Origin of the sequence: Drancourtella massiliensis, from assembly GCF_016900655.1 — a bacterium.
GTDB classification, from domain to species: Bacteria; Bacillota; Clostridia; order Lachnospirales; family Lachnospiraceae; genus Sellimonas; species Sellimonas catena.
Genome location: NZ_JACJKH010000006.1, coordinates 113,090 through 138,903, shown reverse-complemented (window position 1 = coordinate 138,903; position 25,814 = coordinate 113,090). Strand labels below are relative to the sequence as shown.

At 45.7% G+C, this 25,814-nt stretch carries 32 protein-coding genes; 9 read left to right on the top strand and 23 right to left on the bottom strand.

The genetic code is table 11. The annotated features are described in order from the left end of the window. Positions 1 to 243 precede the first annotated feature (243 nt). The 5 genes from H6A32_RS05140 (at position 244) to H6A32_RS05115 (ending at position 3,142) form a co-directional block, all read left to right on the top strand. Entirely contained in the window at positions 244 to 492 is a 249-nt protein-coding gene (locus tag H6A32_RS05140; protein ID WP_087167911.1) for a hypothetical protein, read from the top strand. A gap of 19 nt (positions 493 to 511) precedes the next feature. Continuing rightward, positions 512 to 949, top strand: a complete 438-nt coding sequence (locus H6A32_RS05135) for a cupin domain-containing protein (RefSeq protein ID WP_204863877.1) — start codon at positions 512 to 514, stop codon at positions 947 to 949. Between the two features lie 310 nt (positions 950 to 1,259). After that, the gene (locus H6A32_RS05125; protein ID WP_087167909.1) at positions 1,260 to 1,631 is read left to right on the top strand and encodes a GntR family transcriptional regulator; all 372 of its coding nucleotides are present in this window, start codon (positions 1,260 to 1,262) and stop codon (positions 1,629 to 1,631) included. A gap of 3 nt (positions 1,632 to 1,634) precedes the next feature. Next, the gene (locus tag H6A32_RS05120; RefSeq protein ID WP_204863876.1) at positions 1,635 to 2,486 is read left to right on the top strand and encodes an ABC transporter ATP-binding protein; all 852 of its coding nucleotides are present in this window, start codon (positions 1,635 to 1,637) and stop codon (positions 2,484 to 2,486) included. Continuing rightward, complete coding sequence (locus H6A32_RS05115) at positions 2,483 to 3,142, top strand: ABC-2 transporter permease (RefSeq protein WP_204863875.1); 660 nt, start codon at positions 2,483 to 2,485, stop codon at positions 3,140 to 3,142. The genes H6A32_RS05120 and H6A32_RS05115 overlap by 4 nt, the downstream gene beginning before the upstream one ends. Before the next feature lie 506 nt (positions 3,143 to 3,648). On the opposite strand, the gene H6A32_RS05110 is transcribed toward H6A32_RS05115, so the two are convergent. The 5 genes from H6A32_RS05110 to H6A32_RS05090 form a co-directional block, all read right to left on the bottom strand. Further along, positions 3,649 to 4,719 carry a tyrosine-type recombinase/integrase gene (locus tag H6A32_RS05110; RefSeq protein WP_138374080.1) on the bottom strand — a complete coding sequence of 357 codons (1,071 nt, stop codon included), beginning with the start codon at positions 4,717 to 4,719 and terminating at the stop codon, positions 3,649 to 3,651. 275 nt (positions 4,720 to 4,994) lie between these two features. Then, complete coding sequence (locus H6A32_RS05105) at positions 4,995 to 5,693, bottom strand: P-II family nitrogen regulator (protein WP_087167901.1); 699 nt, start codon at positions 5,691 to 5,693, stop codon at positions 4,995 to 4,997. After that, positions 5,690 to 7,204: a DUF1538 domain-containing protein gene (locus tag H6A32_RS05100; protein ID WP_243424859.1), complete on the bottom strand. Its 1,515-nt coding sequence runs from the start codon at positions 7,202 to 7,204 to the stop codon at positions 5,690 to 5,692. Before H6A32_RS05100 ends, H6A32_RS05105 begins: the two co-directional genes overlap by 4 nt. 26 nt (positions 7,205 to 7,230) lie before the next feature. Beyond that, positions 7,231 to 7,791 (bottom strand): GNAT family N-acetyltransferase, encoded by a 561-nt coding sequence (locus tag H6A32_RS05095; protein WP_118638059.1) that lies wholly within the window; start codon positions 7,789 to 7,791, stop codon positions 7,231 to 7,233. An 89-nt stretch (positions 7,792 to 7,880) separates the two neighbouring features. Then, positions 7,881 to 8,360: a hypothetical protein gene (locus H6A32_RS05090; RefSeq protein WP_204863873.1), complete on the bottom strand. Its 480-nt coding sequence runs from the start codon at positions 8,358 to 8,360 to the stop codon at positions 7,881 to 7,883. Between the two features lie 292 nt (positions 8,361 to 8,652). On the opposite strand from H6A32_RS05090, the gene lon reads away from it, so the two are divergent. Next, positions 8,653 to 10,923: an endopeptidase La gene (lon, locus tag H6A32_RS05085; protein ID WP_204863872.1), complete on the top strand. Its 2,271-nt coding sequence runs from the start codon at positions 8,653 to 8,655 to the stop codon at positions 10,921 to 10,923. A gap of 37 nt (positions 10,924 to 10,960) precedes the next feature. Here lon and H6A32_RS05080 read toward each other — a convergent pair whose 3' ends face one another. After that, on the bottom strand, positions 10,961 to 11,695 hold the full coding sequence (locus H6A32_RS05080; protein ID WP_204863871.1) for a class I SAM-dependent methyltransferase: 735 nt from the start codon (positions 11,693 to 11,695) through the stop codon (positions 10,961 to 10,963). Next, complete coding sequence (locus H6A32_RS05075) at positions 11,676 to 12,173, bottom strand: MerR family transcriptional regulator (protein WP_204863870.1); 498 nt, start codon at positions 12,171 to 12,173, stop codon at positions 11,676 to 11,678. Before H6A32_RS05075 ends, H6A32_RS05080 begins: the two co-directional genes overlap by 20 nt. A 140-nt stretch (positions 12,174 to 12,313) precedes the next feature. Here H6A32_RS05075 and H6A32_RS05070 point away from each other — a divergent pair, with 140 nt between their 5' ends. Continuing rightward, entirely contained in the window at positions 12,314 to 13,486 is a 1,173-nt protein-coding gene (locus H6A32_RS05070) for an iron-containing alcohol dehydrogenase (RefSeq protein ID WP_204863869.1), read from the top strand. A gap of 112 nt (positions 13,487 to 13,598) precedes the next feature. On the opposite strand, the gene H6A32_RS05065 is transcribed toward H6A32_RS05070, so the two are convergent. Beyond that, on the bottom strand, positions 13,599 to 14,102 hold the full coding sequence (locus tag H6A32_RS05065) for a DedA family protein (protein ID WP_087252385.1): 504 nt from the start codon (positions 14,100 to 14,102) through the stop codon (positions 13,599 to 13,601). Positions 14,103 to 14,302: 200 nt separating this feature from the next. On the opposite strand from H6A32_RS05065, the gene H6A32_RS05060 reads away from it, so the two are divergent. Next, a complete protein-coding gene (locus tag H6A32_RS05060; RefSeq protein WP_204863868.1) occupies positions 14,303 to 15,652 on the top strand; it encodes an APC family permease in 1,350 nt (449 codons plus the stop codon). 56 nt (positions 15,653 to 15,708) lie between these two features. On the opposite strand, the gene H6A32_RS05055 is transcribed toward H6A32_RS05060, so the two are convergent. The 3 genes from H6A32_RS05055 to H6A32_RS05045 form a co-directional block, all read right to left on the bottom strand. Continuing rightward, positions 15,709 to 16,104 carry a LysM peptidoglycan-binding domain-containing protein gene (locus tag H6A32_RS05055; RefSeq protein WP_087167891.1) on the bottom strand — a complete coding sequence of 132 codons (396 nt, stop codon included), beginning with the start codon at positions 16,102 to 16,104 and terminating at the stop codon, positions 15,709 to 15,711. Positions 16,105 to 16,452: 348 nt separating this feature from the next. Further along, positions 16,453 to 16,830, bottom strand: a complete 378-nt coding sequence (locus H6A32_RS05050) for a BlaI/MecI/CopY family transcriptional regulator (RefSeq protein ID WP_242958938.1) — start codon at positions 16,828 to 16,830, stop codon at positions 16,453 to 16,455. 203 nt (positions 16,831 to 17,033) lie between these two features. After that, positions 17,034 to 17,318, bottom strand: coding sequence for a hypothetical protein (locus H6A32_RS05045; protein WP_204863867.1), 285 nt, complete (start codon positions 17,316 to 17,318; stop codon positions 17,034 to 17,036). A gap of 217 nt (positions 17,319 to 17,535) precedes the next feature. Between H6A32_RS05045 and lexA the strand changes: the two genes are divergently transcribed. Then, a complete protein-coding gene (gene lexA / locus H6A32_RS05040) occupies positions 17,536 to 18,153 on the top strand; it encodes a transcriptional repressor LexA (protein ID WP_204863866.1) in 618 nt (205 codons plus the stop codon). Between the two features lie 69 nt (positions 18,154 to 18,222). Here lexA and rsfS read toward each other — a convergent pair whose 3' ends face one another. From rsfS to H6A32_RS04980, 12 genes are all read right to left on the bottom strand, one after another. Beyond that, a complete protein-coding gene (gene rsfS / locus H6A32_RS05035; RefSeq protein ID WP_087167888.1) occupies positions 18,223 to 18,591 on the bottom strand; it encodes a ribosome silencing factor in 369 nt (122 codons plus the stop codon). Between the two features lie 21 nt (positions 18,592 to 18,612). Beyond that, the gene (gene yqeK / locus H6A32_RS05030; RefSeq protein WP_087167887.1) at positions 18,613 to 19,191 is read right to left on the bottom strand and encodes a bis(5'-nucleosyl)-tetraphosphatase (symmetrical) YqeK; all 579 of its coding nucleotides are present in this window, start codon (positions 19,189 to 19,191) and stop codon (positions 18,613 to 18,615) included. Positions 19,192 to 19,194: 3 nt separating this feature from the next. Continuing rightward, entirely contained in the window at positions 19,195 to 19,806 is a 612-nt protein-coding gene (gene nadD, locus H6A32_RS05025) for a nicotinate-nucleotide adenylyltransferase (RefSeq protein ID WP_138373939.1), read from the bottom strand. A 4-nt stretch (positions 19,807 to 19,810) separates the two neighbouring features. Further along, positions 19,811 to 20,104: a ribosome assembly RNA-binding protein YhbY gene (gene yhbY, locus H6A32_RS05020; RefSeq protein WP_087167885.1), complete on the bottom strand. Its 294-nt coding sequence runs from the start codon at positions 20,102 to 20,104 to the stop codon at positions 19,811 to 19,813. Between the two features lie 32 nt (positions 20,105 to 20,136). Continuing rightward, positions 20,137 to 21,423 carry a GTPase ObgE gene (obgE, locus tag H6A32_RS05015; RefSeq protein WP_118636269.1) on the bottom strand — a complete coding sequence of 429 codons (1,287 nt, stop codon included), beginning with the start codon at positions 21,421 to 21,423 and terminating at the stop codon, positions 20,137 to 20,139. 135 nt (positions 21,424 to 21,558) lie between these two features. Then, positions 21,559 to 21,843, bottom strand: a complete 285-nt coding sequence (gene rpmA, locus H6A32_RS05010; RefSeq protein WP_024732559.1) for a 50S ribosomal protein L27 — start codon at positions 21,841 to 21,843, stop codon at positions 21,559 to 21,561. Positions 21,844 to 21,846: 3 nt separating this feature from the next. Further along, positions 21,847 to 22,179 carry a ribosomal-processing cysteine protease Prp gene (locus H6A32_RS05005; protein WP_087167883.1) on the bottom strand — a complete coding sequence of 111 codons (333 nt, stop codon included), beginning with the start codon at positions 22,177 to 22,179 and terminating at the stop codon, positions 21,847 to 21,849. 5 nt (positions 22,180 to 22,184) lie between these two features. Next, complete coding sequence (rplU, locus tag H6A32_RS05000) at positions 22,185 to 22,493, bottom strand: 50S ribosomal protein L21 (protein ID WP_087167882.1); 309 nt, start codon at positions 22,491 to 22,493, stop codon at positions 22,185 to 22,187. A 108-nt stretch (positions 22,494 to 22,601) separates the two neighbouring features. Further along, positions 22,602 to 23,432 carry an amidohydrolase family protein gene (locus H6A32_RS04995; protein WP_243424858.1) on the bottom strand — a complete coding sequence of 277 codons (831 nt, stop codon included), beginning with the start codon at positions 23,430 to 23,432 and terminating at the stop codon, positions 22,602 to 22,604. Further along, the gene (locus tag H6A32_RS04990; RefSeq protein WP_087252377.1) at positions 23,392 to 23,817 is read right to left on the bottom strand and encodes a CBS domain-containing protein; all 426 of its coding nucleotides are present in this window, start codon (positions 23,815 to 23,817) and stop codon (positions 23,392 to 23,394) included. Before H6A32_RS04990 ends, H6A32_RS04995 begins: the two co-directional genes overlap by 41 nt. 39 nt (positions 23,818 to 23,856) lie before the next feature. Beyond that, positions 23,857 to 25,176 (bottom strand): aspartate kinase, encoded by a 1,320-nt coding sequence (locus H6A32_RS04985; protein WP_204863865.1) that lies wholly within the window; start codon positions 25,174 to 25,176, stop codon positions 23,857 to 23,859. A gap of 18 nt (positions 25,177 to 25,194) precedes the next feature. After that, positions 25,195 to 25,803 carry an HAD family hydrolase gene (locus H6A32_RS04980; RefSeq protein WP_087252376.1) on the bottom strand — a complete coding sequence of 203 codons (609 nt, stop codon included), beginning with the start codon at positions 25,801 to 25,803 and terminating at the stop codon, positions 25,195 to 25,197. Positions 25,804 to 25,814: the final 11 nt, after the last annotated feature.

Here is a 25,814-nt window from a genome sequence, read left to right as displayed (position 1 = left end):
GAAAAACAGCTTAAAACTGTTGCAATTACTCATGATATTATGCAGTTACAACTTCATAAAGTTTTCAATGTGCAGTTACAACTTCAATGTTGCAGTAAGGATTTCAATTAACCCGAGCTTGCACGAATGATAGAATGTATAATCAAAAGCTATGTCCCATTATAATGAATAGGTATTTGCTATTGTGGCGGCAGAAGACTATACTGATATCAGAAACAGAATTAGAGATAGGAGTGAAGCACTGTGAGGAAACAGGTTCATTCACCACCGGACAGCGAAGCGGTAATTCAGAACCTGATCGATGCCGGGTGTGATGACAAATTGGTAGAAGAATTTCTCTCACTGGAAGAATCCGGCCAGACCGGAAAACAGCTGACATTACTGTCAAAGCACCGTCAGAAGCTGCTGGACCGGGTGCATGTGGAAGAAAGACGGATCTACTGTCTCGATTATCTTGTATATGAAATTCAAAAACAGCAGAAGAAAAATTAGTTTTGCAGGAGGTATCAGTATGAAAACAATGAACGAAGAAGTATTCAGCAAAGAAAACGTATTTGGAAAAGGACAGTCAAACACAGCCTACGCACAGTATTTTATCGGAGAATCTTTCCTGAATCCGCTGACTTCAGCAGGCTCTCCGGCAGTCGGACTTGCGAATGTCACATTTGAACCGGGATGCCGGAATAACTGGCATATCCACCATGCTGACAAGGGCGGCGGGCAGATTCTGATCTGCACAGCAGGAGAAGGATGGTATCAGGAAGAAGGAAAAGAAGTAGTCAGCCTGGTACCGGGTACTGTTATCACCATTCCGGCAAACGTAAAACACTGGCATGGAGCAAAGGCAGACAGCTGGTTCAGCCATATAGCAATGGATGTACCGGGAGAAAATGCTCAGAATGAGTGGTGCGAACCTGTAACAGATGAAGAGTACGCAAAACTCGGCTAATAAAACGAAGTAAAGAACTTTAGAAACAAATAAAAAGCTGTGAATGACCCGAAATGGGATTCACAGCTTTTCCTTCTTGTAAAATTATTTTGCAGTGTTATAAAGATAATGTAACAGTTACATCGCCATCTCCAAGGATCTGCTTCAGCTCTTTTGCCGAAATATGATCGATCGTGCCCAGCCGTGTAAAATTCCAGCTGTTTCTGTCGTAATAGATGACAAACTCAAAAAACTTAAAATAAACAGTGTATAACAGTTGACAACAGTTATATACTGTTATATACTGTTTATTAAGAAGAGGAGGAACCAGATGAAACTGATAATTAACAGTTCTTCCATGATTCCGATTTATGAACAGATTGTAGAACAGATTAAAGGGATGATTCTTAACGGTACATTACAGGAGAATGACATCCTGCCCTCGGTCCGAAGTCTATCCAAAGACTTGAAGATCAGTGCCCTGACAGTGAAGAAAGCGTACGATTCTCTGGAACAGGAAGGGCTCACCGTGACGATTCACGGAAAGGGGACATTTGTTGCAGCTGCCAATCAGGAACTGATGAAAGAAGAGCAGCGGAAGGAAGTAGAAGCCGATTTTGAACTGGCCATTCAAAAAGGCAGACGCTACGGCATGGAAGATAAGGAATTTCGGGAGATTTTAGAACTCATTTTGGAGGAATAGGCTATGTTAAAAGTAAATAAGATCGAAAAGAATTACAAGAATTTTCACCTGGACTGCACGATGGAAGTCCCGGCCGGATGCATTACCGGTCTGATTGGGGAAAATGGGGCGGGCAAAAGCACGACCTTTAAGGCAATCGAAAATCTGATTTTTCTGGATGGTGGAAGCGTGGAGCTGTTTGGAAAACCACACGATCAGCTGACCGCCGAAGAAAAACAGAAAATCGGCGTGGTTTTATCCGGAAGTACTTTTTCCGACGTCTATATGATCAAAGATGTGGTGAAGATTCTGGAAGCAGTATATCCGGATTTTGAAAAGGAGAAATTCCTTTCCCTTGTGGAGCGGTTCCGGCTCCCTCAGGATCAGAAGCTCAAGGAATTTTCCACCGGTATGAAGGCGAAACTCAAACTGTTTATCGCGCTGTGCCACAATGCCAGTCTTCTGATTCTCGATGAGCCGACCGCCGGCATGGATGTGGTTGCAAGGGATGAGGTCCTGACACTTCTCAGAGAATATATGGAGGAAGACGAAAGACGGGCGATTCTGATCAGTTCCCATATTTCCGGGGATCTGGAAGGACTCTGTGATGATATCTACATGATCCATGAAGGCCGGATTGTCCTGCACGAAGATACAGACCGTCTGCTTAGTTCCTACGGACTTTTAAAGATGACGGAAGAACGGTTTGCGACAGTCGACCGCAGCCATCTTCTCAAAAAGAAGAAAGAGTCTTACGGATACAGCTGCCTGACGGATGAAATTCACTACTACATGGAAAATTATCCGGACATCACGGCAGAAAAAGGAAGTATTGATGAAATCATTATGATGACAGTAAAGGGGGAAGCAGTATGAAAGGATTGTTAGTAAAAGATTTATGTCTGATGCGTGAACTGAAAAAAATGGTGCTTATCATTGTCTTTGTTTCCGCTATTTTCGTATTCAGCGGAACTGATCAGGCTTTCCTGACCGGATATGTTATCATTCTCAGTGCATTGATTGCAGGAATGACTCTCAGCTACGATGAGATGAACGGCGGTATGGCATTTCTGATGACCCTGCCTTACAGCAGAAAACAGTATGTGGCAGAAAAATATCTGATCGGACTGCTGATTATTGCCCTCGGTGTCGTTTATGCCCTGGCTCTGGCAGTCATTCAGAACCTGACGGGCGGCGGCGCTGACATGAAGACGACACTGCTCACGACAGCGGTATGTGCGTTCGTTGGGGTTATCATGCTTGCATTTTCCCTTCCTGCGGATCTGAAGTTTGGAGCGGAAAAGGGACGGGTTATGCTGATCTTCGGTTTCATGATTGTCTTTTTCGGAATTTTCTTTGGATTCCGGATTCTGGAAAATAATTTTCCGGATCAGCAGGCAGCCATAATCCGCTGGCTGAATGATGCCCTGATGAGCAGATATATCTATCCGGGATGCATCATCCTTGGGATTGTTGTCCTTGGAATTTCCTTCCTGCTTGCGTGCCGGATTCTGGAGAAAAAAGAATTTTAAATGATAATAAAACAGCGGGCTGCATGAAGAGTGATAGCATTCTTCGTGCGGTCCGCTTTTACTATGGTTCTTAAACCTGAGAAGCAAAGGAATTCGTGGATACTATGCTTGCACCGCTTCTGTATACATATGAGCAGCAAGTCAACAACACGTTACAGCAGGTATATCGTTATACTAACGCATCTGAATCTTATCAGTTTTTGAGCGGAGAGATGCCGGTTTATCAGAACATTCAGGAGAATACAGAAAACGAAAAACAGCACATATTTTTCAAAGAGCTCCAATAGGGAGAAGAAGCAGAATATACATTGATCTATGTCATTGATAAAGATCAGGTACAGGATGCATATTTACAGTTCTTTGAAGGTGCAGGACTAGTGAAAGTAGAGAAATAAAATTTAGAAAGAAAAAGCCGGAAAATCCATTTTATGGAGCATTTCCGGCTTTTTCTATTCTGAACGTTATATTTGCATCGGATTACTACTTGCCTGGAGGGCCGTTTTATTTTACTGTGTATCCAGTTTTTCCCTCAAAACCACAGCCTTAGATGCGCTTCTTCGGCGTTCATCGCTTAATTTGGCATAGTGTTTCTTTGTCGTGTTGACGTCGGCATGACCAAGTACATCGGCCACCAGATAGATGTCTCCGGTTTCACGGTAGAGGGCAGTGCCGTAGGTGCTTCGCAGCTTATGCGGCGTAATGGTTTTGACCGAGACAGCGGAGCAGTATTTCTTTACCATTTTTTCCACTGCATCAACGCTGATCCGCTTTTTCTGGCCGGAGAGAAAAAGGGCGTCTTCATGGCCGGAGAGGGGAGTGATGCCGTTTCTCTGAAGCTCCAGATAGTCTTTCAGTGCCTTTTCCACTTCCTCACCGAAGTAGACGATCATTTCGTTTCCACCTTTCCGGATGATCCGGATGCCGTTGTTTTTAAAGTCTACATCAGCAATGTTCAGTCCTACAAGTTCAGAGACTCGAACACCTGTTCCGAGCAGGAGAGTAACGATTGCGATGTCACGGTATTTCTGTTTCTGATAATGATACAGTTTGACTCCGGTCAGATCATTTCCATAATTTTCAATATAATCAAGAAGCGCAGCGACTTCATCGGTATCCAGCTGAATAATCGCTTTTTCTTTGATTTTCGGCATATCGACCAGACGGACCGGATTGCTTGTTAACAGTTCGCGTTTGCACAGATAATCATAGAAACTGCGCAGACAGGACATTTTCCTGGCGATTCCGGTACGGGAGTTGGTTTCGGTCCGGTTATCAGGCGTCTTATAGGCCTTGAGATATTCTTCAAATTCTTCAAAATCCACGGGCTTTAACATGGACAGATCCTCAATGGAAATATCGGAAAGCGCCTTGTCATGAAGCGTGGGATTTGTTTCCTGAAGAAACCGAAAGAACACGCGCAGATCATATGCGTATGACAATCTGGTTTTATCGGATGTTGTGGTTTCCTTGGCACGGAAATATTCCTTTACATAAGGAGGCAGTTCGGATAAAAATTCCCGAAGCCTCATGGTATTTTCAATTTTTACCTGTTCACGGTAAGTAGCAGGCTTAGCCATAAATAAAATCCTCCAAATTCTGTAAAAATGTTCCAGTTGCGGGCCGTTGGCCAAATTGGGGTTTCTGAGAGTAGTTTAACATAAAACAAAGGAAAAAGCCAGACTTTTTCGGATAAATCTGTATTTGTCCGCTAAACTAATTGTGCAGACAAACTGCTGTTTTGAGCTTGTTCAGAAGCCATGGACGTAAAAAAGCCATGAAAAATCATTTTACACAAAGTATGTAAAAAAGTTCTCATGGCTTTCAGTCTTCTTTTTACTTTTATTTTCTTATTCTACGGTTCATGGATTCCGAGAACTTCATCGACCGGTACTGAGAAAATGATTCCGTGTGCCTCGGTCTGTAATCCGCAGGCAGAACTGATTTCATTCATGATATAGGATTTTTTCTCTCTTGGCACAATGATCATGACAAATTCCTGTTCCTCCTGCATGGAAATTCCTAAAAACTGTACGACGGCTTCCGTTCCCCTTCTTCGTCCACGAATGACAGATCCTCCGCTTGCTCCCGCCTTTGTTGCGGCATCGATCACCTCGTCACTGAACCCTTCACGAACCGCCACCGTAATCATGGCATATGAAGTTTCGTTAATCATTTGCTGAACCTTCCTTTCTATATGAGCTTTTGCTATTTTTTCCTGTTCGGCACTAAGTAAGTTAAGCATGCTTGCCTGGACACCTGTGATCGGCAGCGTCAAGGCAATACCCTTCCCTTTCTTGCGGATCTCAAAGGTTTTTTCCAGCATTTCAAAGATTTCGCTGATTTTACTCTTTGGAATAAGTGCGGCCGTAATCACTCTCGTACTTCCGTCAAGACCGCAGATATCAAGAATCTCTGTTTTGGCCGTTCCCTGGGCGCGGAACTGGTAATAAATCGGCTGTTCTGCTTCCGTAAACAGATGATTGATGCTCTTGTCCGTGTCGGTATCTGTGATAATCAACAGCAGACGAAGTGCGAATAAATGTGGCGTCATACCTCTTCATCCTCCAATTCGATAATGGTATCTTCCAGAATGTGTTCCTGTGTTCTGGAAGTTTTTTTCAGTTTGTGTTCATATACAAGGCCCATGATCTGAATCGCGATCAAAGGTGCCAGGGCAACCAGGGCGACGACTCCAAACGCGTCTGTCACGACATTTCCTCCCAGTGCGGTACATGCGCCCATTGTCAGAGGGAGAAGAAATGTAGATGTCATCGGACCGCTTGCCACACCGCCGGAGTCAAATGCAATTCCTACAATGATCGGCTGAACACGGTAACTCATTCCAATAGCAAGAATGTATCCGGGAATCAGGATCCAGTAAACCGGAATTCCGGTCAGAACCCGGATCATTGCAAGCCCTACTGCTCCTGCTACTCCAATCGACAGACAGATGTTCATTTGTCCTCTTGTTACCATACCGTCCGTGATATCTTCTACCTGATGATTTAATAGCTGTACGGCAGGTTCCGCTTTTACAATATAATATCCGATCAGAATTCCTACCGGAATCAGAAGCCACTGGTAGGAACTCGAAACCATCTGCTCTCCCAGAAGATTTCCAACCGGAGCAAATCCGACATTGACTCCGACAAGGAACATGATCAGTCCAATAATCGTGTAGACAAAACCAATACACATTCTAAAAAGCTGCTTTCTGTGATATTTTTTTGTTGCCGCCTGAAACAGTACAAATACGGCAAGGATCGGAAGCATGCTGATGATCACCTCTTTCGTGTACTGTGGCAGTGCCCATAGAAACTGATCGATCACATCCCGTGTAGTTGTTACATCCGGAATGGTGACCGCTGTATAGACGGCGTCGGTCGGGTGATAAAAAATCCCAAGGAGCAGAACCATCAGAATCGGTCCGATACTGCTGAGAGCAATCAGGCCGAAGCTGTCATTGGCACTGTCTTTATCACTTCTGGCCGCTGACAGACCGATTCCAAGTGCCATAATAAAAGGTACGGTCATCGGTCCGGTCGTTACTCCGCCGGAATCAAACGCAACCGCAAGAAATTCACCGGGTGCTGCAAGGGCAACAAAAAACAAGAGAAGGTACATTAACGTCAACAGACGTGAAAGACTGATTTTAAACAGAATTCTAAGAACTGCAACGACAAGAAAAATACCTACCCCGACTGCGACTGTCAGTACGAGGACTCTGTTCGGAATAGATGCCACCTGGTTTGCCAGAACCTGAAGATCCGGTTCCGAAATGGTGATCAGAACACCCATCAGGAAGCATCCACCGACAATAAATAGAAGATTTCGTTTTTTGATAAGCTGTCCGCCGATGCCCTGTCCGAGCTGCGTCATGGAAATGTCGGCACCGAGCTGAAAGAATCCCATCCCGAAGATCAGAAATACCGCTCCGGCAAGAAAGAGGGAAAACGCTCCCACTTCCATCGGGATCAACAGAATACTCAAAAGCAGCACAATGATAGTGATCGGAAGGACGCTTGAGAGAGATTCTTTTACTTTTTCTCTGAGTTTTTCCATCATCAACCTCTTTTCTTTTTAGATTTTCATAAAGTCGCATACTCCTCTGCCAGAATACTGTAAACGGCCAGATCCACAATTCCCCGGTTATTCTTCCCGCCCTGACGAAGAGTCCCCTCATATGTCATGCGGCATTTCTGCATGACTTTTCCGGAGGCAGGATTCTCTGTATCGTGACAGGCTTCAATCCGGTTGACGCCCACCTGCTCAAAGAAAAAGCTTATAATGGCAGAAAGTGTCTCCGTCATAATTCCACGGTTCCACCAGGCACTTCCAAGACAGTATCCGATGGAAATGCTCTCAAGCTCCTCATCAATCTTGACTGCGCTGATAGTTCCGATCGGGTTTTCGGGGCAGTCTTTTAGCGTGATACTCCACTGGTAAAAATCAGGCTTTAGATAGGATTCGATCCATTCCAGAAGAATCTGTCTGGTAAGGTCAGGATCGACATGTGCAGGCCAGGAAAGAAATTTTGTGACGTGCGGATCTTTTGCCCAGTTTTCATAGACAGCATGGACGTCTTTCATTGTAAACCGGCCAAGATACAGCCGGTCCGTCTCAAGAAGACATGTTCCTTTATGTTCCATACCTATTTCCCTCTTTTCATTTTCACAGGAAACTGTGACAAATTATACTTTATTATAACATATTTATGCAGAATCTTCTTCTAAAAATTTTATAAAAATGCATTCCAGAACCGAAGCAGAAATTTTTTGAACGGATTTGCGGACGCATAGAAGAACCGTACTGTCTTTTGGCAGATTCCGCGAAGAAGCACATTTTCCTCTTCAGAAGGCGCTTTGTCGCCATAAGCGGCCGCATTGACAGCGGCCATCATGCTCCGGATCTCTTCATTTTTAAGAACCGGTACCGTTGTTTTCAAAATGTCTGCAAAGTCTGCTTCTGCCCCATGAAAGGATTTCATTTTTCCACACGCATGCAGGATCAGAATCAGATATCCAAAGGACTGGCGCACCTGATATCCGGCGGCACGTTTCAGAAGAATCGTACGCCTCAGCAGAACAAGAATGACGATGAAAGCCAGAGCAGGGATCAGATACCATACGTGGAAATATTCGGATAAGCGAAGGCTGATTCCCTCTTCTTCTGCTTCCTGACTGTCGGTATCTGCATTGGAATCTTCTTCGTCCTCCAAGGATCACCTGATTGACCTGTTGAAGGACTGCTTCCGCTTTTTTATGATAATCATTCATTGTATATCTCCTCATCCTGATAGTTTCATAATATGATTGTGTAATTCTACACCAGATTTACCTTAGCGGAAAAATGTGAGAAAATTATGAGGAAATTGTAAAAGATATGCTAGAACCGGGTGCTGTACGACAAAATAAACCTTTCTTTTACATCTGTTTGACAACCGCTGAAAATCATGTTATTTTATAATCGTTAGCACTCAATAAGTATGTTGGCTAATAAGGAGGGGTTTTATGATTGTAAGACCAATGTATAATCTTGTATTGCTTCCGGATGTAAATTACTATTTCAAGAATGATTTCTTAAAAGACTGGAGTCCGGTTCAGATAGAAGCACAGGAACGAATCCTTTTCCTCGTTCTGCGGGATAATAAACCGCGGGAAGAACTGCAGCCTGAGGACTTTTATCCGATCGGCGTTTCGGCCCGGATCGATTCGATCGAGGAAGACGGCAGTATCCATGTTCATACTCTGGAAAGGGTAGATATTTCAGAGATCGAAATTCACGACGGGTATATTGAGGCGGAGGCATGTGTCCGGGCAGAGGTAGATGATCTGCCGAAGGAAGAAGAATCCGAGCGGTTTACACGGATCCAGCGTGCGCTTCTGCAGTTTGTGCAGAAATACCAGTGGGGAATGTGGGCCAGAAGCTATATCCTTCAGTGGAACAATATGGAGGAAGCGGTCTGTACACTGACGGAATATCTGAATCTGACACCGGATGAAAAATATCAGATTCTTGCAGCAGATTCAGAAAGGGAGCGCTTTAATCGTATGGAGCAGGCCATATATGAGCTTGTGGAAGTTTCCAAAGTTTCCGAGGAAGCACAAAGCGCGCAGAAAGATGATCAGGAACAGCTGTACCGGGAGGCAGCCATCAAAAAACAGATCGGATATCTGCAGCAGGAACTGGATGAAATGCATCCGGAAAATGTGACGGATATCCAGATGTTTGAAAAGAAAATTGAAGAATCCAAAATGAACGAGACCGCAAGAAAAGAGGCGGAAAAAGTACTTGGACGAATGAAACAGGAAGGCCAGGACGGTCACGAGTACGGAATGCTGTATGATTATCTGGATTTCCTTACTTCTCTTTCCTGGGAGATGCCGGAGTCCTCACCGGTAGATCTGGATGAGGCACAGCGGATTCTGGATGAAGACCACTACGGCCTGAAGAAAGTCAAGGAGCGGATTATCCAGCAGATTGCCGTTATGTCCCTGAACAAGAAACAGTCCGGTTCGATCCTTCTGTTTACCGGTGCACCGGGAACCGGAAAGACAAGTATCGGACAGAGCATTGCCAGAGCCCTTGGACGGTCCTACGCACGAATCAGCCTGGGCGGCGTCCGGGATGAGGCGGAGATTCGCGGACACAGGCGAACCTATATCGGAGCCATGCCGGGCCGGATCATGCAAGGCATTAAGCGCAGCGGATCTTCCAATCCGGTTGTCGTACTGGATGAGGTAGATAAACTCTCCAAAGATTACAGCGGCGATCCGGCGAGCGCCCTTCTGGAGGTGCTTGATCCGGAACAGAACAATACCTTTACGGACCACTATCTCAATGTTCCGTATGATCTTTCCAATGTTCTGTTTATTTGTACGGCGAATACAACCGATACCATTCCGGAACCGCTTCTGAACAGGATGGAGGTTATCTCCTTCAGCGGATACACGGAAGTAGAAAAACTTCAGATTGCCAAACGCCACCTGATTCCAAAGGCGGAAAAAGCCATGGGGATTCCGGAAGAAAAGCTGGAAATTCCGGAAGATGTCTTAAGACAGATCATTACAGAATACACAATGGAGTCTGGTGTCCGAGGGTTGAAAAAACAAATCGATGCTATGTGCAGGGCACTGGCTGTCCGGCTTGTGAAAAATCCGGATGAGAAGCTCTCTGTCCAGCCGGGAGATCTGCGTACACTGCTTGGAAGAAAGCAGCTGCATCATGACATGAGGCTTACCGAGGCAGATCCGGGAACTGTGACCGGCCTTGCCTGGACTGCTGCCGGTGGAGAGATTCTTTATATCGAAAGCCGTCTGATGCGGGGTGACGGTAAAGTCACCATCACAGGACAGCTGGGAGACGTGATGAAGGAGTCCATCCAGATTGCCCTGAGTCTTGTCAAAATTTATTATCCGGAAGAGACAAAGGTACTGGAGGATCACGATTTACATATTCATATTCCGGCAGGAGCGATCCCGAAAGACGGACCGTCCGCCGGCATCACACTGGTTACCGCCCTCTCCTCTCTTGTGACAGGAAAGGCAGTACCTACGGAATATGCCATGACAGGTGAAGTTTCCCTGCGTGGATATGTTCTCCCGATCGGCGGTCTGCCGGAAAAACTGATGGCGGCTCAGAGAGCCGGAATCGAGAAGGTATTCATTCCGCAGGACAATGTGGAAGATCTGGAAGATGTTGCAGAGGAAGTAAAAGAACGTCTGACCATTATCCCGGTTAGAAAAATCCGGGACGTACTGGATGTACTGATCGGCGAATAAAAAAGATACGAAAAAAGACTGACGGAAATGAATTCCATCAGTCTTTTTTCTGTGCTGCGATCAGAAGCATCATCGGCCTGCGCATCTCATCTTTCATTCCGGGAAGATCAATCATCTCCTGCGGCGGCATCGGCTCCACAAGATCCAGAAGCGTAAACCCGTTTGCAAAAAGTGTCTGGAGATACGTTGTCAGTGTCCGGTGATATTTGGTCACATGCTCTCCAAGAAAGACGGCGTCCCGCTGCCCTTCATAGTAGTAATTATCTACCGGGAAGTGCAGGATGTTTCCCTCTTCATCGTAGTACCAGTCCTGGCTTCCATAAGCCGTAAATACCGGATGTTCTACGGAAAAGGTAAAATATCCTCCCGGTGTCAGCCAGCGGTGAATTTTTTTTACGACCGCCTCAAAATTTTCGACATAGTGAAATGCGAGAGAACTTAATACGACGTCAAATGATCCGTCTTCCAGGTCCAGATCTTCCATAGCACTCTGACGGTAGGTAATCTCCGGACGGTTGTTTTTCTCTTGGGCGGTCTCGATCATTTTTGCGGAAATATCTGTTCCGAGTACACGGGATGCCCCGTTGGCGGCGGCATATCCACAGTGCCATCCATAGCCGCATCCCAGATCCAGGACACTGCGGTCTTTAAAATCCGGGAGAAGCTTTTTCAGTTCGCTCCACTCTCCCGCACCGTCTAATCCTTCTCTGGATCGGAGCATCTCGCTGTATTTCTTGAAAAAAAGTTCATTGTCATAAGTATTCTCTTTCATTGCCTTTTTCCGGCCTTTCCATCGTAACGATATTCTTTTTCTTATTGTGAAGGGCAATCTCACGGAATTCCTCCGGGATGTCCTCCGGCTTCATTGTCTTGTGCACGTCGCAGGTGCCAGCCTGCTTTGCTGTCTCGTAATACCAGCGCTTGTAATTCAGAATCTTCAGATTTTCCTGAATCGCCTCTATCTGAAGCCTCACGACTTCCTGCTGCTCTTTGATGAGCTCCAGTCTCTGGTCGATGGTGGAGTCGCCCTCCATGCTCCAGTCTACAAACTCTTTGATCTCCTTGATCGGCATCCCGGTCTTTTTCAGGCACTCGATGATCTCAAGCCAGTCAAAATCCTCATCCTGAAACATCCGGATTCCGCCGCTTGTCCGCTCTACAAACGGCAGCAGACCCTCTTTGTCGTAATAGCGCAGAGCAGACGTGGAGAGATTCATTCTCTTTGCCGCTTCTCCGATCGTATAATACATCTTTTCACCACCTTTTTTCAGTTTTTTATATTTTTCTATTGACTTAAAGTTGACTTTAAGTTGTATATTCTAAACGAAGGTTAAGTTCAAAGGAATTATACCTGTAAATACAATAGAAGTCAATCAGGAGGTAAAGCAAAATGAGTTTTCAAATGTATGTACCGACAAGAATCCTGTTCGGAGCAGGACAGTTAAATCATCTTCATGAACAGGCAATGCCTGGAACAAAAGCGCTGATTACCATTTCAAACGGAAAATCCACGATCGAAAATGGCGCACTCTCCCGTACACAGGAAGAGCTTGAGAAAGCCGGCATTCCGTTTGTTGTATTTAATAAAATCATGGCAAATCCGCTGAAATCCACAGTGATGGAAGGGGCAGCATGCGCCAGAGAAAACGGCTGTGACTTTATCGTTGCACTCGGAGGAGGCAGCGTTATGGACGCGTCCAAAGCAATCGCGGCAATGGCAACAAATGACGGGGATCTCTGGGACTATGTAGCAGGAGGAACCGGAAAAGCCCTTCCGTTGAAAGAAGAACCGCTTCCAATTATCGCAGTGACAACGACGGCCGGAACAGGAAGCGAGGTCGATCAGTATGGCGTTATTTCCAACGATGAAACAAAAGAGAAAATCGGCTTTGGAGGATACGATTCCCTCTTCCCGCGCATCGCTGTTGTAGATCCGGAGCTTATGACATCCGTTCCGCCGAAATTTACGGCATATCAGGGATTTGATGCCCTCTTCCACAGCGTGGAGTGCTACATTGCAGCACCGGCTAATCTGATCAGTGATATGTACGCACTGACTGCCATCGAAAATATCGGAGCTTATCTTGCCCGTGCTGTGAAAGACGGCTCTGACATTGAGGCGAGAGAACATGTGGCATTTGCCAATACACTGTCCGGTGTAGTCATGACATTAAGCGCTTGCACAAGCGAACACTCAATGGAACACGCAATGAGCGCCTACCATCACGATCTGCCGCACGGAGCTGGCCTGATTATGATCTCCAAGGCATATTTTACTCACTTTATCGAAAAACATGCCTGTGATGACCGTTTCGTAAGAATGGCACAGGCGCTCGGCATGAAAGATGCCAAAGAGCCGATGGACTTCATCACAGCACTTGGAAAGCTCCAGGAAGACTGCCAGGTAGCGGATCTGAAAATGTCCGACTACGGTATGGAACCGTCTGAATTCCTGACACTGGCACAAAACGCACGTGCAACCATGGGCGGACTGTTCATGTGTGACCGCGTGCCGCTCAGCGATGAAGAATGCGCTGCTATTTATGAGAAATCCTATCGGTAAATCTGAAATCTGATCAATGAGAAACTAAGACAGCGTAAGAAGATCCTGGCATTATCGTCAGGATCTTCTTACGCTTCTATGATTTAGACTGTTCTGCCTGCACAAAGTCCTGTCACGCCAGAATCGCTGTTTCACCGAGAAAGTATCCGGCACCGACAAATACCAGATTCCAGACCAGAACCCCGAAAAAAGAACTGACGGTGTAGGTCCAGAAATTCATCCGGATCATGCCAGCAGGAATGGAAATCAAAGTGCGGGCAACAGGGAGCAGCTTACTGATAAAAACACCTATGCAGCCCTTTTTCCGAAGCATCTCCATTTTTTCCCGGATGAGCGGCTCCTGCGTTGGAAATTTGCGGAAGTACCAGCCCAGCACGGTCTTTCCGCCGAGGCGCCCGATTAAATACAAAAGCCAGCTTCCTATCAGTCCGGCCAGAACGGTCAGAATTAGTACAACGCCAAAATGAATTTCTCCTTTGGATGCCCAGATACCGGAAAGAGGCATGATGACACCCGCGGGAAATCCCGGCAGATTGAGGTATTCCAGAAGAACAATCAGAAAAATAAAGAAAGCTCCATATTGTAAAAAATAATCTGTCAAAATCTGAATGCTCATAGTCCATTTCCTCCTTTGCTAAGTATAGGATACCCTCTAAATCTAAAGGAGACTTGCAATAGTTTCTTAAGATTTCATAAAGAATGACAGTCGCGGAGCGGTCGGATTTATGTTATACTATCAGACATAAAACTAAAAAGAGACAACTTCTGTATGCATGATGAATATAGATAGACTATGAGGAAAGGGGATGGTTTCAGATGCAGCAGGGAAGTGATTCAGGAAGACTGAAAAAGAACCTGGGACTTGCAACTGCCACTTCAACCGTTGTGGGCTGTGTAATTGGTTCCGGTGTCTTTTTTAAACCACAGGCGATTTTTACCGCAACAGGAGGTGCTCCCGGTCTTGGCATTCTGGCCTGGTTGATTACCGGTCTGATCAGTATCGCAGGCGCACTTACTTTTTCGGAAATCGCAATCCTGATTCCGGAAACCGGAGGGATCCCGACTTATATCAGCAGGATCTACGGACCAAAGCTTGGATTCCTTGCAGGATGGTCTCAGATGGTTCTCTTCTATCCGGCCATGATCTCGGCACTGGCTGTAGCCTTTGCACAGCAGGCTGCGCTGTTTGTCGGAGACGCGGTGATTGTACCGCTTGCGATCCTTGTGATCTTTTTTATTGTGTTTTTAAATACGCTTGGTTCCAAGATCGGGGGAGGTATCCAGATCCTTTTTACAGTGTGTAAGATGATTCCGCTGATTCTTCTGACTGTTTTTGGATTTTGGAAAGGCACCGGCAATTATCCGGTTTTTGAGCCGATGATCGGAGAAGGACTGAATCCGGCTGTTGTAATGGGACAGCTCATTGTCGCTGTATTGTTTGCATTTGAGGGATGGACATCCGTAGGCGCAATCGCCGGAGAGATGAAGAAACCTGCCAGAGATCTTCCGATTGCTATCATCGGCGGAGTTTCCATTATTACAGGAGTATATTGCATCGTCAATATTGCTTACCTTCAGGTACTTCCGGCATCGGAGCTTGCCACCCTTTCAGCGCCTGCATCCGCGGTGGCCATTGCGCTGTTCGGGGATATGGGCGGACGTATTGTATCGGTTGGAATCATGATTTCGGTATTCGGAGCGTGCAACGGATTTATCTTTTCCGGATCCCGTGTCGCTTATTTCCTGGCTGACAAGGGAAGCCTTCCGGGAAGCAGACGTCTTGCACGGCTGAATAAAAATCAGGTGCCGCCAAACAGTCTGATTCTGGTCGGAACAATTGCTGCCGTACTCGCTCTGACAGGACAGTTTAATCTTCTGACAGATCTGGCTGTCTTTTCCAGCTGGACCTTCTATACACTGACTTTTATCGGTGTGATGAAATACCGGAAAGACCGTCCGGATCTGCACCGTACCTACCGGGTCCCAGGTTATCCGATCGTTCCGCTGATCGCTATTGCAGGCGGTATTTATATTATTATTAACCAGCTGTTCCTCTCCGGTATGCGTGCATGGCTCATGTCCGTATTCAGCATTCTGCTGACATTGGTAGGTTTACCGGTATACTATGCGGTACAACGCGGGAAAAAGAAGAAAAACATAGGATAACAAACAGGCCTTCTGTACCGGGTATGTGGTACAGAAGGCCATAAATGGGAAACGTCCTACTTATATTCGGTGTCATAATAGGTAATGATCAGGGACTGCCCTGGAATCAAACCACTTGACTTCATGTGATTGAGCTTTCGGATCTCACTGACGTACTCACGGTCAGAAGAGACCGAAGGCTCATTGTATTCTTCGGCCAGACTGTGAAGTGTATCTCCCGCCTTTACCTCAATATTTTTATAATATTTGAAATAGGACGGATCTTCCTCACGGCTTCCTCTGGCACTTGATAAAAAGCTTCCAAGAGTAAATGATGTAACTGCCACAAGTAAAAGAAGTAAGATAAAAAGAAATCTTCTCTTACGTGCGGCACGCTTCCTTTTCGCGTGCTGCTTTCTCGCGGCTGCGCTTCTGGCTGTTCTTGTATGAATCGTAGCTGTAGTTCCCTGCATAGTCTCAATCCTCCTCTATCGATCCCTGTCAGGTCTTCTCTTTTGAAAAAGTGTATCCGGTTTCTAAAAAACTATTCACCGTTCAAGGGCGAACGTTTGTTCTTTCTGTAATTAAGTATAACGTCCAAACATATGTTTGTCAATCGTTTTTTGAATGTATGCAAGCATTTGTTCTGTTACTGAAAAAGAATATAAAAAAAATCTGCAAAACCAGTCTTTTTAGAAATGTTTGGTGATTGGTTTTACAGAGAATTAAATAGTATGGTTTAACGCTAACTATGAGCAACTTAGCAAATTATCAAGAAAAAACGCGGGATCACAACGATCCCGCGTTAAGAAATAGTCATATTATTCATTTGTCAACTGCTCTTTTCTTTCATGTACAATCTGCTCTAACTTTGTAATGAGATCCAATTCTTCGATCTGATCGATGTAGTGTGCAAACAAGGATGGGTTATGCAGAATTTTATTTAAATCCGTTTCGATGGAATTTGTATAATCTTCCTTAGAAATAAGAGTTCGATATCTCCTTGATAATACTGTCCCGCTGTAAACAATATCCGCTACTTCAATATAATTCTTTTTAACAAGGCTTCTGAGGGCAGCCTGCACAGTATTGACATTCAGATCTTCTCTTGCTTTTACAATTTCGGATGCAATCATAGGTTCACCGGATTCCCACAATACATCCATCACTTCAAGTTGTCTTTTCTTCAATTCGCCCAACCTTATCACTCCTTACATGAATTAATCTATATTAACATCGTAGCATATTTGTGAGAGATTTCAAACAAATTTTTTAGAAATAATGTAAAATTTTTGTGAGAATTTTGATTTATTCGCATAGTTTTGGCGATCTGAAGAATTTTTCTTTCATTCTGTGACACAAAACGAAAAACGGTATTGTTAATATTAGTATAATGATGGAACTAGCAAAAACATCCGGCCAGGAAAGAATTCGTGCTTCTGTCTGAGACGCAGCTGTTGGATTTGTAAACAAGGCGCCCATTCCGTTGTTTAAATAATGCATGATGGCAGGAAGCCAGATGCTGTTTAGTTTCATACGCAGGATAAAGCATCTGTACACCGGCATAAATGCTAACGGGTTGATTGTTTCGGAAAGCTGCTCTCACCAGAAAGCCCATCAACAAAGTGATACCAAATACTGTTCCCAAATAAATGATCAGTCCTTTTTTCTCATTCTTTTTTAACATAACGTTCCCTCCATTCTACCTTGTATAATAAGGTTCTTGTCTACATTATATAACAAGGTAGATAGAAGTCAAGATATTTATTCACTTATTTTTTTGCAAAAAAGAGTTAGATCGAACATATTTTCTAAACATTTGTTTGCCTTTTATACCTTGCTATGATAAAATAGAAAAAAAGTATGTAGTCTGACAGAGACATTAGAAAGCAGGAGGACATTCCATGGGTAACGGAAATATTACAGAAAAGCAATCCGAGATTCTTGAATATATAAAAGCACAGATTTTAGAAAGAGGATTTCCGCCGGCAGTGCGTGAAATCTGCGAAGCAGTACATTTGAAATCTACTTCTTCTGTCCACTCTCATCTTGAGACGCTGGAGAAGAACGGGTACATCCGGAGAGACCCGACGAAGCCGCGTGCGATCGAGATTCTGGACGAGTCGTTTAATCTGACACGCCGCGAGATGGCACAGGTGCCGATTATCGGACGTGTAGCTGCAGGAGAGCCGCTTCTGGCAGAGCAGAATATTGAAGACTATTTCCCGATTCCGGTAGAGCACCTTCCAAACAATCAGACATTTCTCCTTCGTGTGCGCGGTGACAGTATGGTGAATGTCGGAATTCTTGACGGGGATTATATTTTAGTTGAGCAGAGACCGACTGCGGAAAATGGCGAGATTGTCGTTGCCCTTGTAGAGGACGGGGCTACAGTGAAACGGTTTTTCAAAGAGGACGGACACTACCGGCTTCAGCCGGAGAATGACGCCATGGATCCGATCATTGTTGATGAAGTTACGATTCTCGGAAAGATGATCGGCCTGCTGAGATTTATGAGATAAGGATATTGATATTACAAAAGGCTGCGAGCACCTGAGGTTCGCAGCCTTTTCTTCATCTCCTGTCAGGATTTACTTTTCCAGATCTTCCATGGAGATCGTCTTTCCATCTTTCCAGATACGTTCCAGATCGTAGAAAAGACGGTTTTCTTTATCAAATACATGGACGATAATATCTCCGAAATCGAGCAGCACCCAGTTCCCAAGTCCATAGCCTTCCCGCTGTTTTACGGTATATCCTTCTTTTGCAAGCTCTTCCTCAACGTTATCTACAAGAGCCTGTACCTGACTGTTGCTGTTTCCGTTTGCAATGATGAAATAATCGGCCAGTACACTGATTTCCGAGATATCAATGACCCGGATATCTTCGCCTTTTTTGCTGTCCAGCGCACGGCAGGCAGCGGCTGCCATCTTTTTTGATGTTTCTAATGCGTTGCTCATCCATCTTCCTCCTGTTTTTGATTATTTGTTCAGATAGTTCTTATAGTATAAATATGTCTTCTCTGTCATAGGGTCAATGGCCAGATTGCGGGTGTGAAGGTAGGCAAGGGAATCCTTCAGAATCAGATAAAGGCAGGCGTCAATATCCTGAAAAGCCAGTTTTCTGACTTCCGGAAGATTCGGTGCCTCTTTTCTTCCCGGCTCGATATAGTCCGCGATATAAAGAATCTTATCCAGCATGGTCATCTTCGGCTTTCCGGTCGTATGGCAGATGATCGCATCCAGAATCCGCTGATCCCGGACATGATATTTCGTTGCTGCCAGGTAGGCGCCAAGCTTTGCGTGAAGCAGACTCGGATTCTGACGCTCGCTTTCTGAAATCGATAAATGGTATTTCTCACAGAGCCGGATTTTCTTTTTGGACGGGATACATTTGGCACAGTCGTGAAGGAGACCTGCGATCATGGCCTCGTTAATGTCTTCATTGTAACGCATGGCCAGGGATGCACACAGATACATCACGCCAAGCGTGTGCTCATATCTGTCCTGATCCAGGTATTTTTTCACTTTTTTACGCATCTTATGGATTGCATTGCTCATCTTCTATTCCTCCCTGTATAGACGATGGTCAGAAATATAGGAAGCTACATCAGACGGAACAAGCCGGCTGATGTCCTTTCCCTCTTCTACCATCTCACGGATTTCACTGGATGATACTTCAAATACCGGAGAATGGGAAAACAGAATCGTCGTTTCGTATGTGTTTTCCAGATGCCGGATCTGAGCCTCCATGGCTGCATCTGTCTCACTTAAATCGCGCTTTGCGGCAATAATGGAACAGGAATGTAAAAACCGGTCCGGATGCCGCCATGTTTCCATCTGAAAAAGGGAATCTGCCCCTACAATATAGAAGAACTCCCTCTCCGGGAAAGCGTCTTTGAAATATTCCATTGTTTCATAGGAATAGGAAACCGTATCCTTTTCCACTTCATAAGGCTGAAGGGAAAAATGCGGCTTCCCGCTGATTGCAAGCTTTACCATTTCCAGACGGTCTCCCATCCCTGCACCGGTCTTTTCCGGCTGCTTATGCGGGGGATTACCATTTGGCATAAACCAGATTTCGTCAAGACCGAACTCATCCATCACATGTCCGGCAAGAATCAGATGTCCGTTATGAATAGGATTAAAGGTTCCTCCCATGATTCCTGTCTTCATCTGGCTACCTCGGAAGTTCGATTTTCTTTTTCTCTTTTTTGCCCTCTTTGTAAAGGACGATCTTTTTGCCGATGACCTGCACTACCTGAGAGTGAGTGCGCTCAGCAAGCATCTCCGCGATTTCACGCGGATCATCTGCACAGTTTTTCAGAACATTGATCTTGATCAATTCTCTTGCTTCCAGTGCTTCCTGTACAGCACCGGTCAGTTCCGGCGTCATGCTGAATTTTCCGATCTGAAGAATCGGATCCATAGTCATGGCAAGACTTTTCAAATATGCTCTCTGCTTTGACGTCATGTGTATATTCCTTTCTGTTTTTCACTCTATTCCTATTTAAAATACTCAAAACTCAGTCCGTACATCCGGATTGTGTCGCCTTCCTGAACACCAAGCTCTTCCAGTTTTTCCAGAATACCGGCTTCCTTGAGGAAGTTCTGGAAGAAGCGGAATCCTTTCTCGGAATCGAGATTGGTATATCCAAGCATCTTTTCGATCTTCGGTCCTTCTACTACAAAGACACCGTCTTCTTCTTTCTCCACTGTGTACGGAAGATCCGCAACCAAAAGCTCGTCCTCCGGGAAGAACTCCTGCGCAAAGGTGATCGGTTTGGAATCCAGCTTTTTCAGTTCGTTATTCACATACCATAACAGATCCTGAATTCCCTCTCCTGTCACACCGGAGATGGCAAACACCTTATATCCTTTTGGCTCGAACTCAGCCCGGATCCGCTCTACCGGATCTTCATCGCCTTCGTAGATCAGATCGGTTTTATTTGCCGCAATGACCTGAGGGCGTTCGGAAAGTTCTTTATTATATTTTTCAAGTTCACCGTTGATTTTGTAGATATCCTCGATCGGGTCTCTGCCTTCACTTCCGGCAGCATCCACCACATGAATCATCATCTTTGTACGTTCGATATGGCGGAGAAACTCGTGTCCAAGTCCTGCTCCAAGTGAGGCACCTTCGATCAGTCCCGGAATATCCGCCAGGACAAATCCCTCTCCGTCTGCCAGATCTACAACACCCAGGTTTGGCGCCAGTGTCGTAAAGTGATAGTTAGCGATCTTCGGGTTCGCATTCGTTACTCTGGACAGGAACGTGGATTTTCCGACATTCGGGAAACCGAGAAGTCCTACATCGGCAATGACCTTGAGCTCCAGATTCACCCAGAGTTCCTGGGCCGGCTGTCCCGGCTGTGCATACTTCGGAACCTGCATGGTGGAAGTTGCAAAGTGCTGGTTTCCAAGACCGCCTTTACCGCCTTTTAAGATGATCTGCCGGCGGTTGTCACCGGACATATCAGCTACGACCTTTCCGGTCTCCGCTTCTCTTACGATCGTACCTTCCGGAACACGGAGGACAATGTCTTTTCCGTTTGCTCCGTGGCAGCGCTTTTTCTTGCCGTTCTCACCCGGTTCCGCGCAGTATTTACGGCGGTGTCTGAAATCTACGAGCGTATTCAGGCCGTCATCGATTTCAAAAACCACGTCGCCGCCCTTGCCGCCGTCGCCGCCGTCCGGGCCGCCGTTTGGAACATAAAGCTCACGGCGGAAGCTAACGTGTCCGTCGCCGCCTTTTCCTGATTTTATAAAAATTTTTGCTCTGTCTGCAAACATGTTTCTTTCCTCTCAAAAAAGTGTTACAGCTTGTTTCTACTACATTATATAAAGAAAAGGTGTAAAAAACAAGGCTTCAAACCGACCAGATTTGAAGCCTTTGTATGTTCTTCGATTCATAACATCAGCAGATGACTACTCAGCTACCGGGTATACAGAAACCTGTTTCTTGTCTCTGCCCTTTCTTTCGAATCTTACGATACCGTCAGATGTAGCAAATAATGTGTCATCTCCACCGCGTCCAACATTTACACCCGGATGAATCTTTGTTCCGCGCTGTCTGTAAAGGATGTTGCCGGCTTTGACGAACTGTCCGTCTGCTCTCTTGGCACCAAGTCTCTTGGACTCGGAATCACGTCCGTTCTTTGTAGAACCAACTCCCTTTTTATGAGCGAAAAACTGAAGGTTTAATTTCATCATGGTTTACACCTCCCTGAATCTCAAATCAATATATTTTCTGTACTCTTCATCTTCTGCCATATTCTGAAGTCCCAGAACCATGGCGGAAAACAGTAATGCCGCTTCCTTCGATGGAGAATGTAAAAACCGGTAATCGATCTTTCCGCTCTCATCATCGGCTGTGACAGAAGCCTCGTCCTGAGTGAAGGCCTCAATGGAATTGACCGTGTTGATCACAAGCATTGACGCAGCTGCACAGACGATGTCTTCACCTGCCGGAGCGTATCCGGCATGTCCCTCTGTCAGGAAACCGACATACTCATTTTTTGCATTTTGATAAACCGTAATCTTAATCATTTTGATTAAGCGTTGATTTTTTCAATCTTCACAGCTGTGTACTGCTGTCTGTGACCGTTTTTCTTGTGGTAGCCTGTCTTCGGTTTGTATTTGTAAACGACAACTTTTTTCGCTTTGCCGTCTCCAAGTACAGACGCTTCTACAGTTGCACCTTCCACTGTCGGATTACCGATCTTCAGTCCGTCATTGCTCACTGCAAGAACCTGATCAAATGTGTAAGTCGTACCAGCTTCTGCTCCGAGCTTTTCTACCTTAATGATATCGCCTTCAGCTACTTTGTACTGTTTACCACCTGTTGCTATAATTGCGTACATATGGCACCTCCTATTATCATTACTCGCCAGCTTCGGTGTCCTGAAAAGAAACTTTGAAACCTCGCTGTGCGGCATACTCATATATATTAGCATGACCTTTTAGGAAAATCAAGCACTTTTCAGTAATTTTTCTGCATTTTTCCAAAGGATATTTTCCTTATCTTCAGATGAAAGATCCAGTCCCTGAAAATACCGGAGAAATTCACTCTGTCCTGCCCATGGCGAATCTGTCGCAAAGAGAATCCGGTCCGCTCCGTGTTCGGACACAATCCGTAGAAACTGTTCGTCCGGAATCTTTGTGAAGCAGGCTGCCGTATCCAGCCAGACATCTTTCCCGATCAGGCATTCCTCCACCTCATCCCAGCGCATAAATCCGCCCATATGGGCAAGGATAAGCTTCTGTGGATGAACCTGCTGAATTACATCCCGGATCATGGCAGGAGTAGCATGTACAAAATCCGGATATCCCGGATCCAGTCCTGCATGGACACTGATGATCATTCCCAGTTCCGATGCATAGTCCAGAATCTTCAGATAGCCGGGATCATCAAACCGTGTCTCCTGGTAATCCGGATGAAGCTTGATCCCCTGAAATCCGTTTCGTTTCAGCTCCTGCAGCCGTTCTTTCAGATGGTCGCATGCCGGATGAATCCCGCCAAAAGAAAGAAGCTTTCCTCCGGTCTTCTCCGTGACCTCCATTGCGAACCGGTTGATCGAATCAAACTGAGAAGGCTTTGTCACAACCGGAAGTACAATACTTCTCCCGATTCCTGACTTCTCCATGGATTCCAGGAGGGATTCGTATGTTCCGGACAGGTGAGCTTTTTCTCCACACTGCTGTTCCAGAAAGGAGATGGTACGCTCCACAATCTTTTCCGGAAAAATGTGGGTGTGAAAATCAATCGTCATTCTTATCGCCGCTTCCCTTAACTTTGTCATTCAGATATCCGATGATATCACGTCTTGTCACAATACCGATAAAGAAATGCTGATCGTCCTCCACCGGTACAAAATTCTGCTCCATGGCCCGCTTTACCAGATCTTCCATATCCGCCTCAATGCTGACCGGAAGGTAATCATGCCTTCTTTCAAATTTCATGACGGAAAGGTTTTCAGCCTGCCGGATATCAAGGGTATGGGAATCCTTCAGTCCCCACAAAAGATCCCCTTCTGTAATGGTCCCGACATATTTTCCCTCTTTATTCAAAATCGGCACGCAGGAATATTTATAATGCTCCATAATCTCCATTGCCTGACGTACTGTGTGATAATCGTAGATAAAAGCCAGTTCTGCCTTTGGATGCAGAAAAAATAAAATATTCATTTTAAAACCTCTTCTATAAATCTTTCCTGTAAGTTGTTTTTAAAGCTGTGTATTCACAAAAATATCGTAAATCGCCGTGATTGCCTGTTCAAAATCATGGCACCGCACGCCGATGATGATGTTAAGCTCGCTGGATCCCTGGTCGATCATCTTGACATTGACATTGGCGTGGGACAATGCCGCGAAGATACGTCCGGACGTTCCCCTCGTCTGACGCATTCCTCTTCCCACGACAGCAATCAGTGCCAGATCGGATTCCAGTTCAATAAAGTCCGGTGACACGGCACGGTGGATGCCTGCAAGGACTTTCTGCTCTTTGCTTTCAAATTCATCCTGATGAACGAACACCGTCATCGTATCGATCCCAGAAGGCATGTGTTCGATACAGACATTGTTTTCCTCGAATACCTGAAGCACCTTCCGGCAGAAGCCGACTTCCGTGTTCATCATGGCCTTGTCAATCGTGACGGATGCAAATCCTTTCTTTCCGGCAATTCCGGTGATCGTAAACCGCGGGTGCCGGCAGGTGTCCTCCACAATCAAGGTCCCCGGGTCCTCCGGCCGGTTCGTATTCCGGATGTTGATCGGAATTCCTTCCTTTCGTACCGGGAAAATCGCATCCTCATGCAGGACAGTCGCTCCCATATAGGACAGCTCACGCAGTTCCCGGTAGGTGATCGTTTCAATCACTGCCGGATCTTTGACAATCCGCGGATCTGCCACCAGAAATCCGGAAACATCCGTCCAGTTCTCGTAAAGATCAGCGTGAACGGCCTTTGCCACAAGGGATCCGGTGATATCTGATCCTCCTCTGGAAAAGGTGGTTACGTTTCCATCCGGATCGCTTCCGTAAAATCCAGGAATGACCGCACATCCGGTATTTTCCAGGCGCTGCTGCAGCATGGAATTGGTTTTTTCCGTATTAAGACGTCCGTCTTTGTCGAAGGAGATCACATCAGCGGCATCGACAAACTCAAACTCCAAATAGGCAGCCATAATCAGTCCGTTCAGGTATTCGCCTCTGGAGGCCGCGTACTGCCGTCCTGCTTTCTGCTCAAACTGCTCCCGGATCTGTTCAAACTCTTTCTCAAGAGAAAGAATAAGGGAAAGCCCGTCGATGATTTCCTGATAGCGGGATGTAATGAACTTCCACTCCTCAGAATAATCCAGCCCTTTCTCGGCCTTGTCATAGCACAAGTAAAGCATGTCCGTAATCTTGGTATCTCTGGAGTTCCGTTTTCCGGGTGCCGACGGTATTACATATTTTCTCGACTTTTCACTTCGGATGATCTCTCCCGCTTTCTGGAACTGGGCCGCGCTTGCAAGAGAGCTTCCTCCGAATTTTACTACTTTTGGCATATTCAAACGCTCCTTCACTTATCGATTGTGCAGAATATCAAAGGCAACAGACGGAGTAAAGACGACGCCATGAATTCCTTCCCTGCAGGCTGCCGCTGCGTTTTCCTCGATATCGTCAAAGAACAGAGCCTTTGCCGGATCGATCTGATACCGCTCAAGCAGTGTCTGGTAAATCTGCGGTTCCGGTTTCAGGCACTTTTCCTGCCAGGAAAAGACGCCGCCGTCAAATGTTTCGATAAAAGAAAGTCTGTCCTTTGTCATTTCGTACAGGCCTTCTGAATAGTTGGAAAGATAATATACCCGGTATCCATGCTCACGGAACCAGTGGATCAGATCCAGGGTGTAGTCCGCAGGCTGAATACATTCGCAGAGTCTGTCATAGACAAGCCGGATCTCCTCTTCGATTCCCGGATCATTGGCGATGAATGCGTCACACCAGTCATCCGGTCCATACGTCCCTTTATCGCCTTCATACCAGGCACTGCTGCGAAAAACAGCATTTGCAACCCGTTCTCTGATGTCCGGGTCAAAATCAAACTGATCGAGGCAGAATGCTTCGCTGTACCGGATCAGAACATTTCCAAGGTCGAAGATGACCGTGTTACAGGTATCTACAGGTATTTTCATCTCATTTTCCT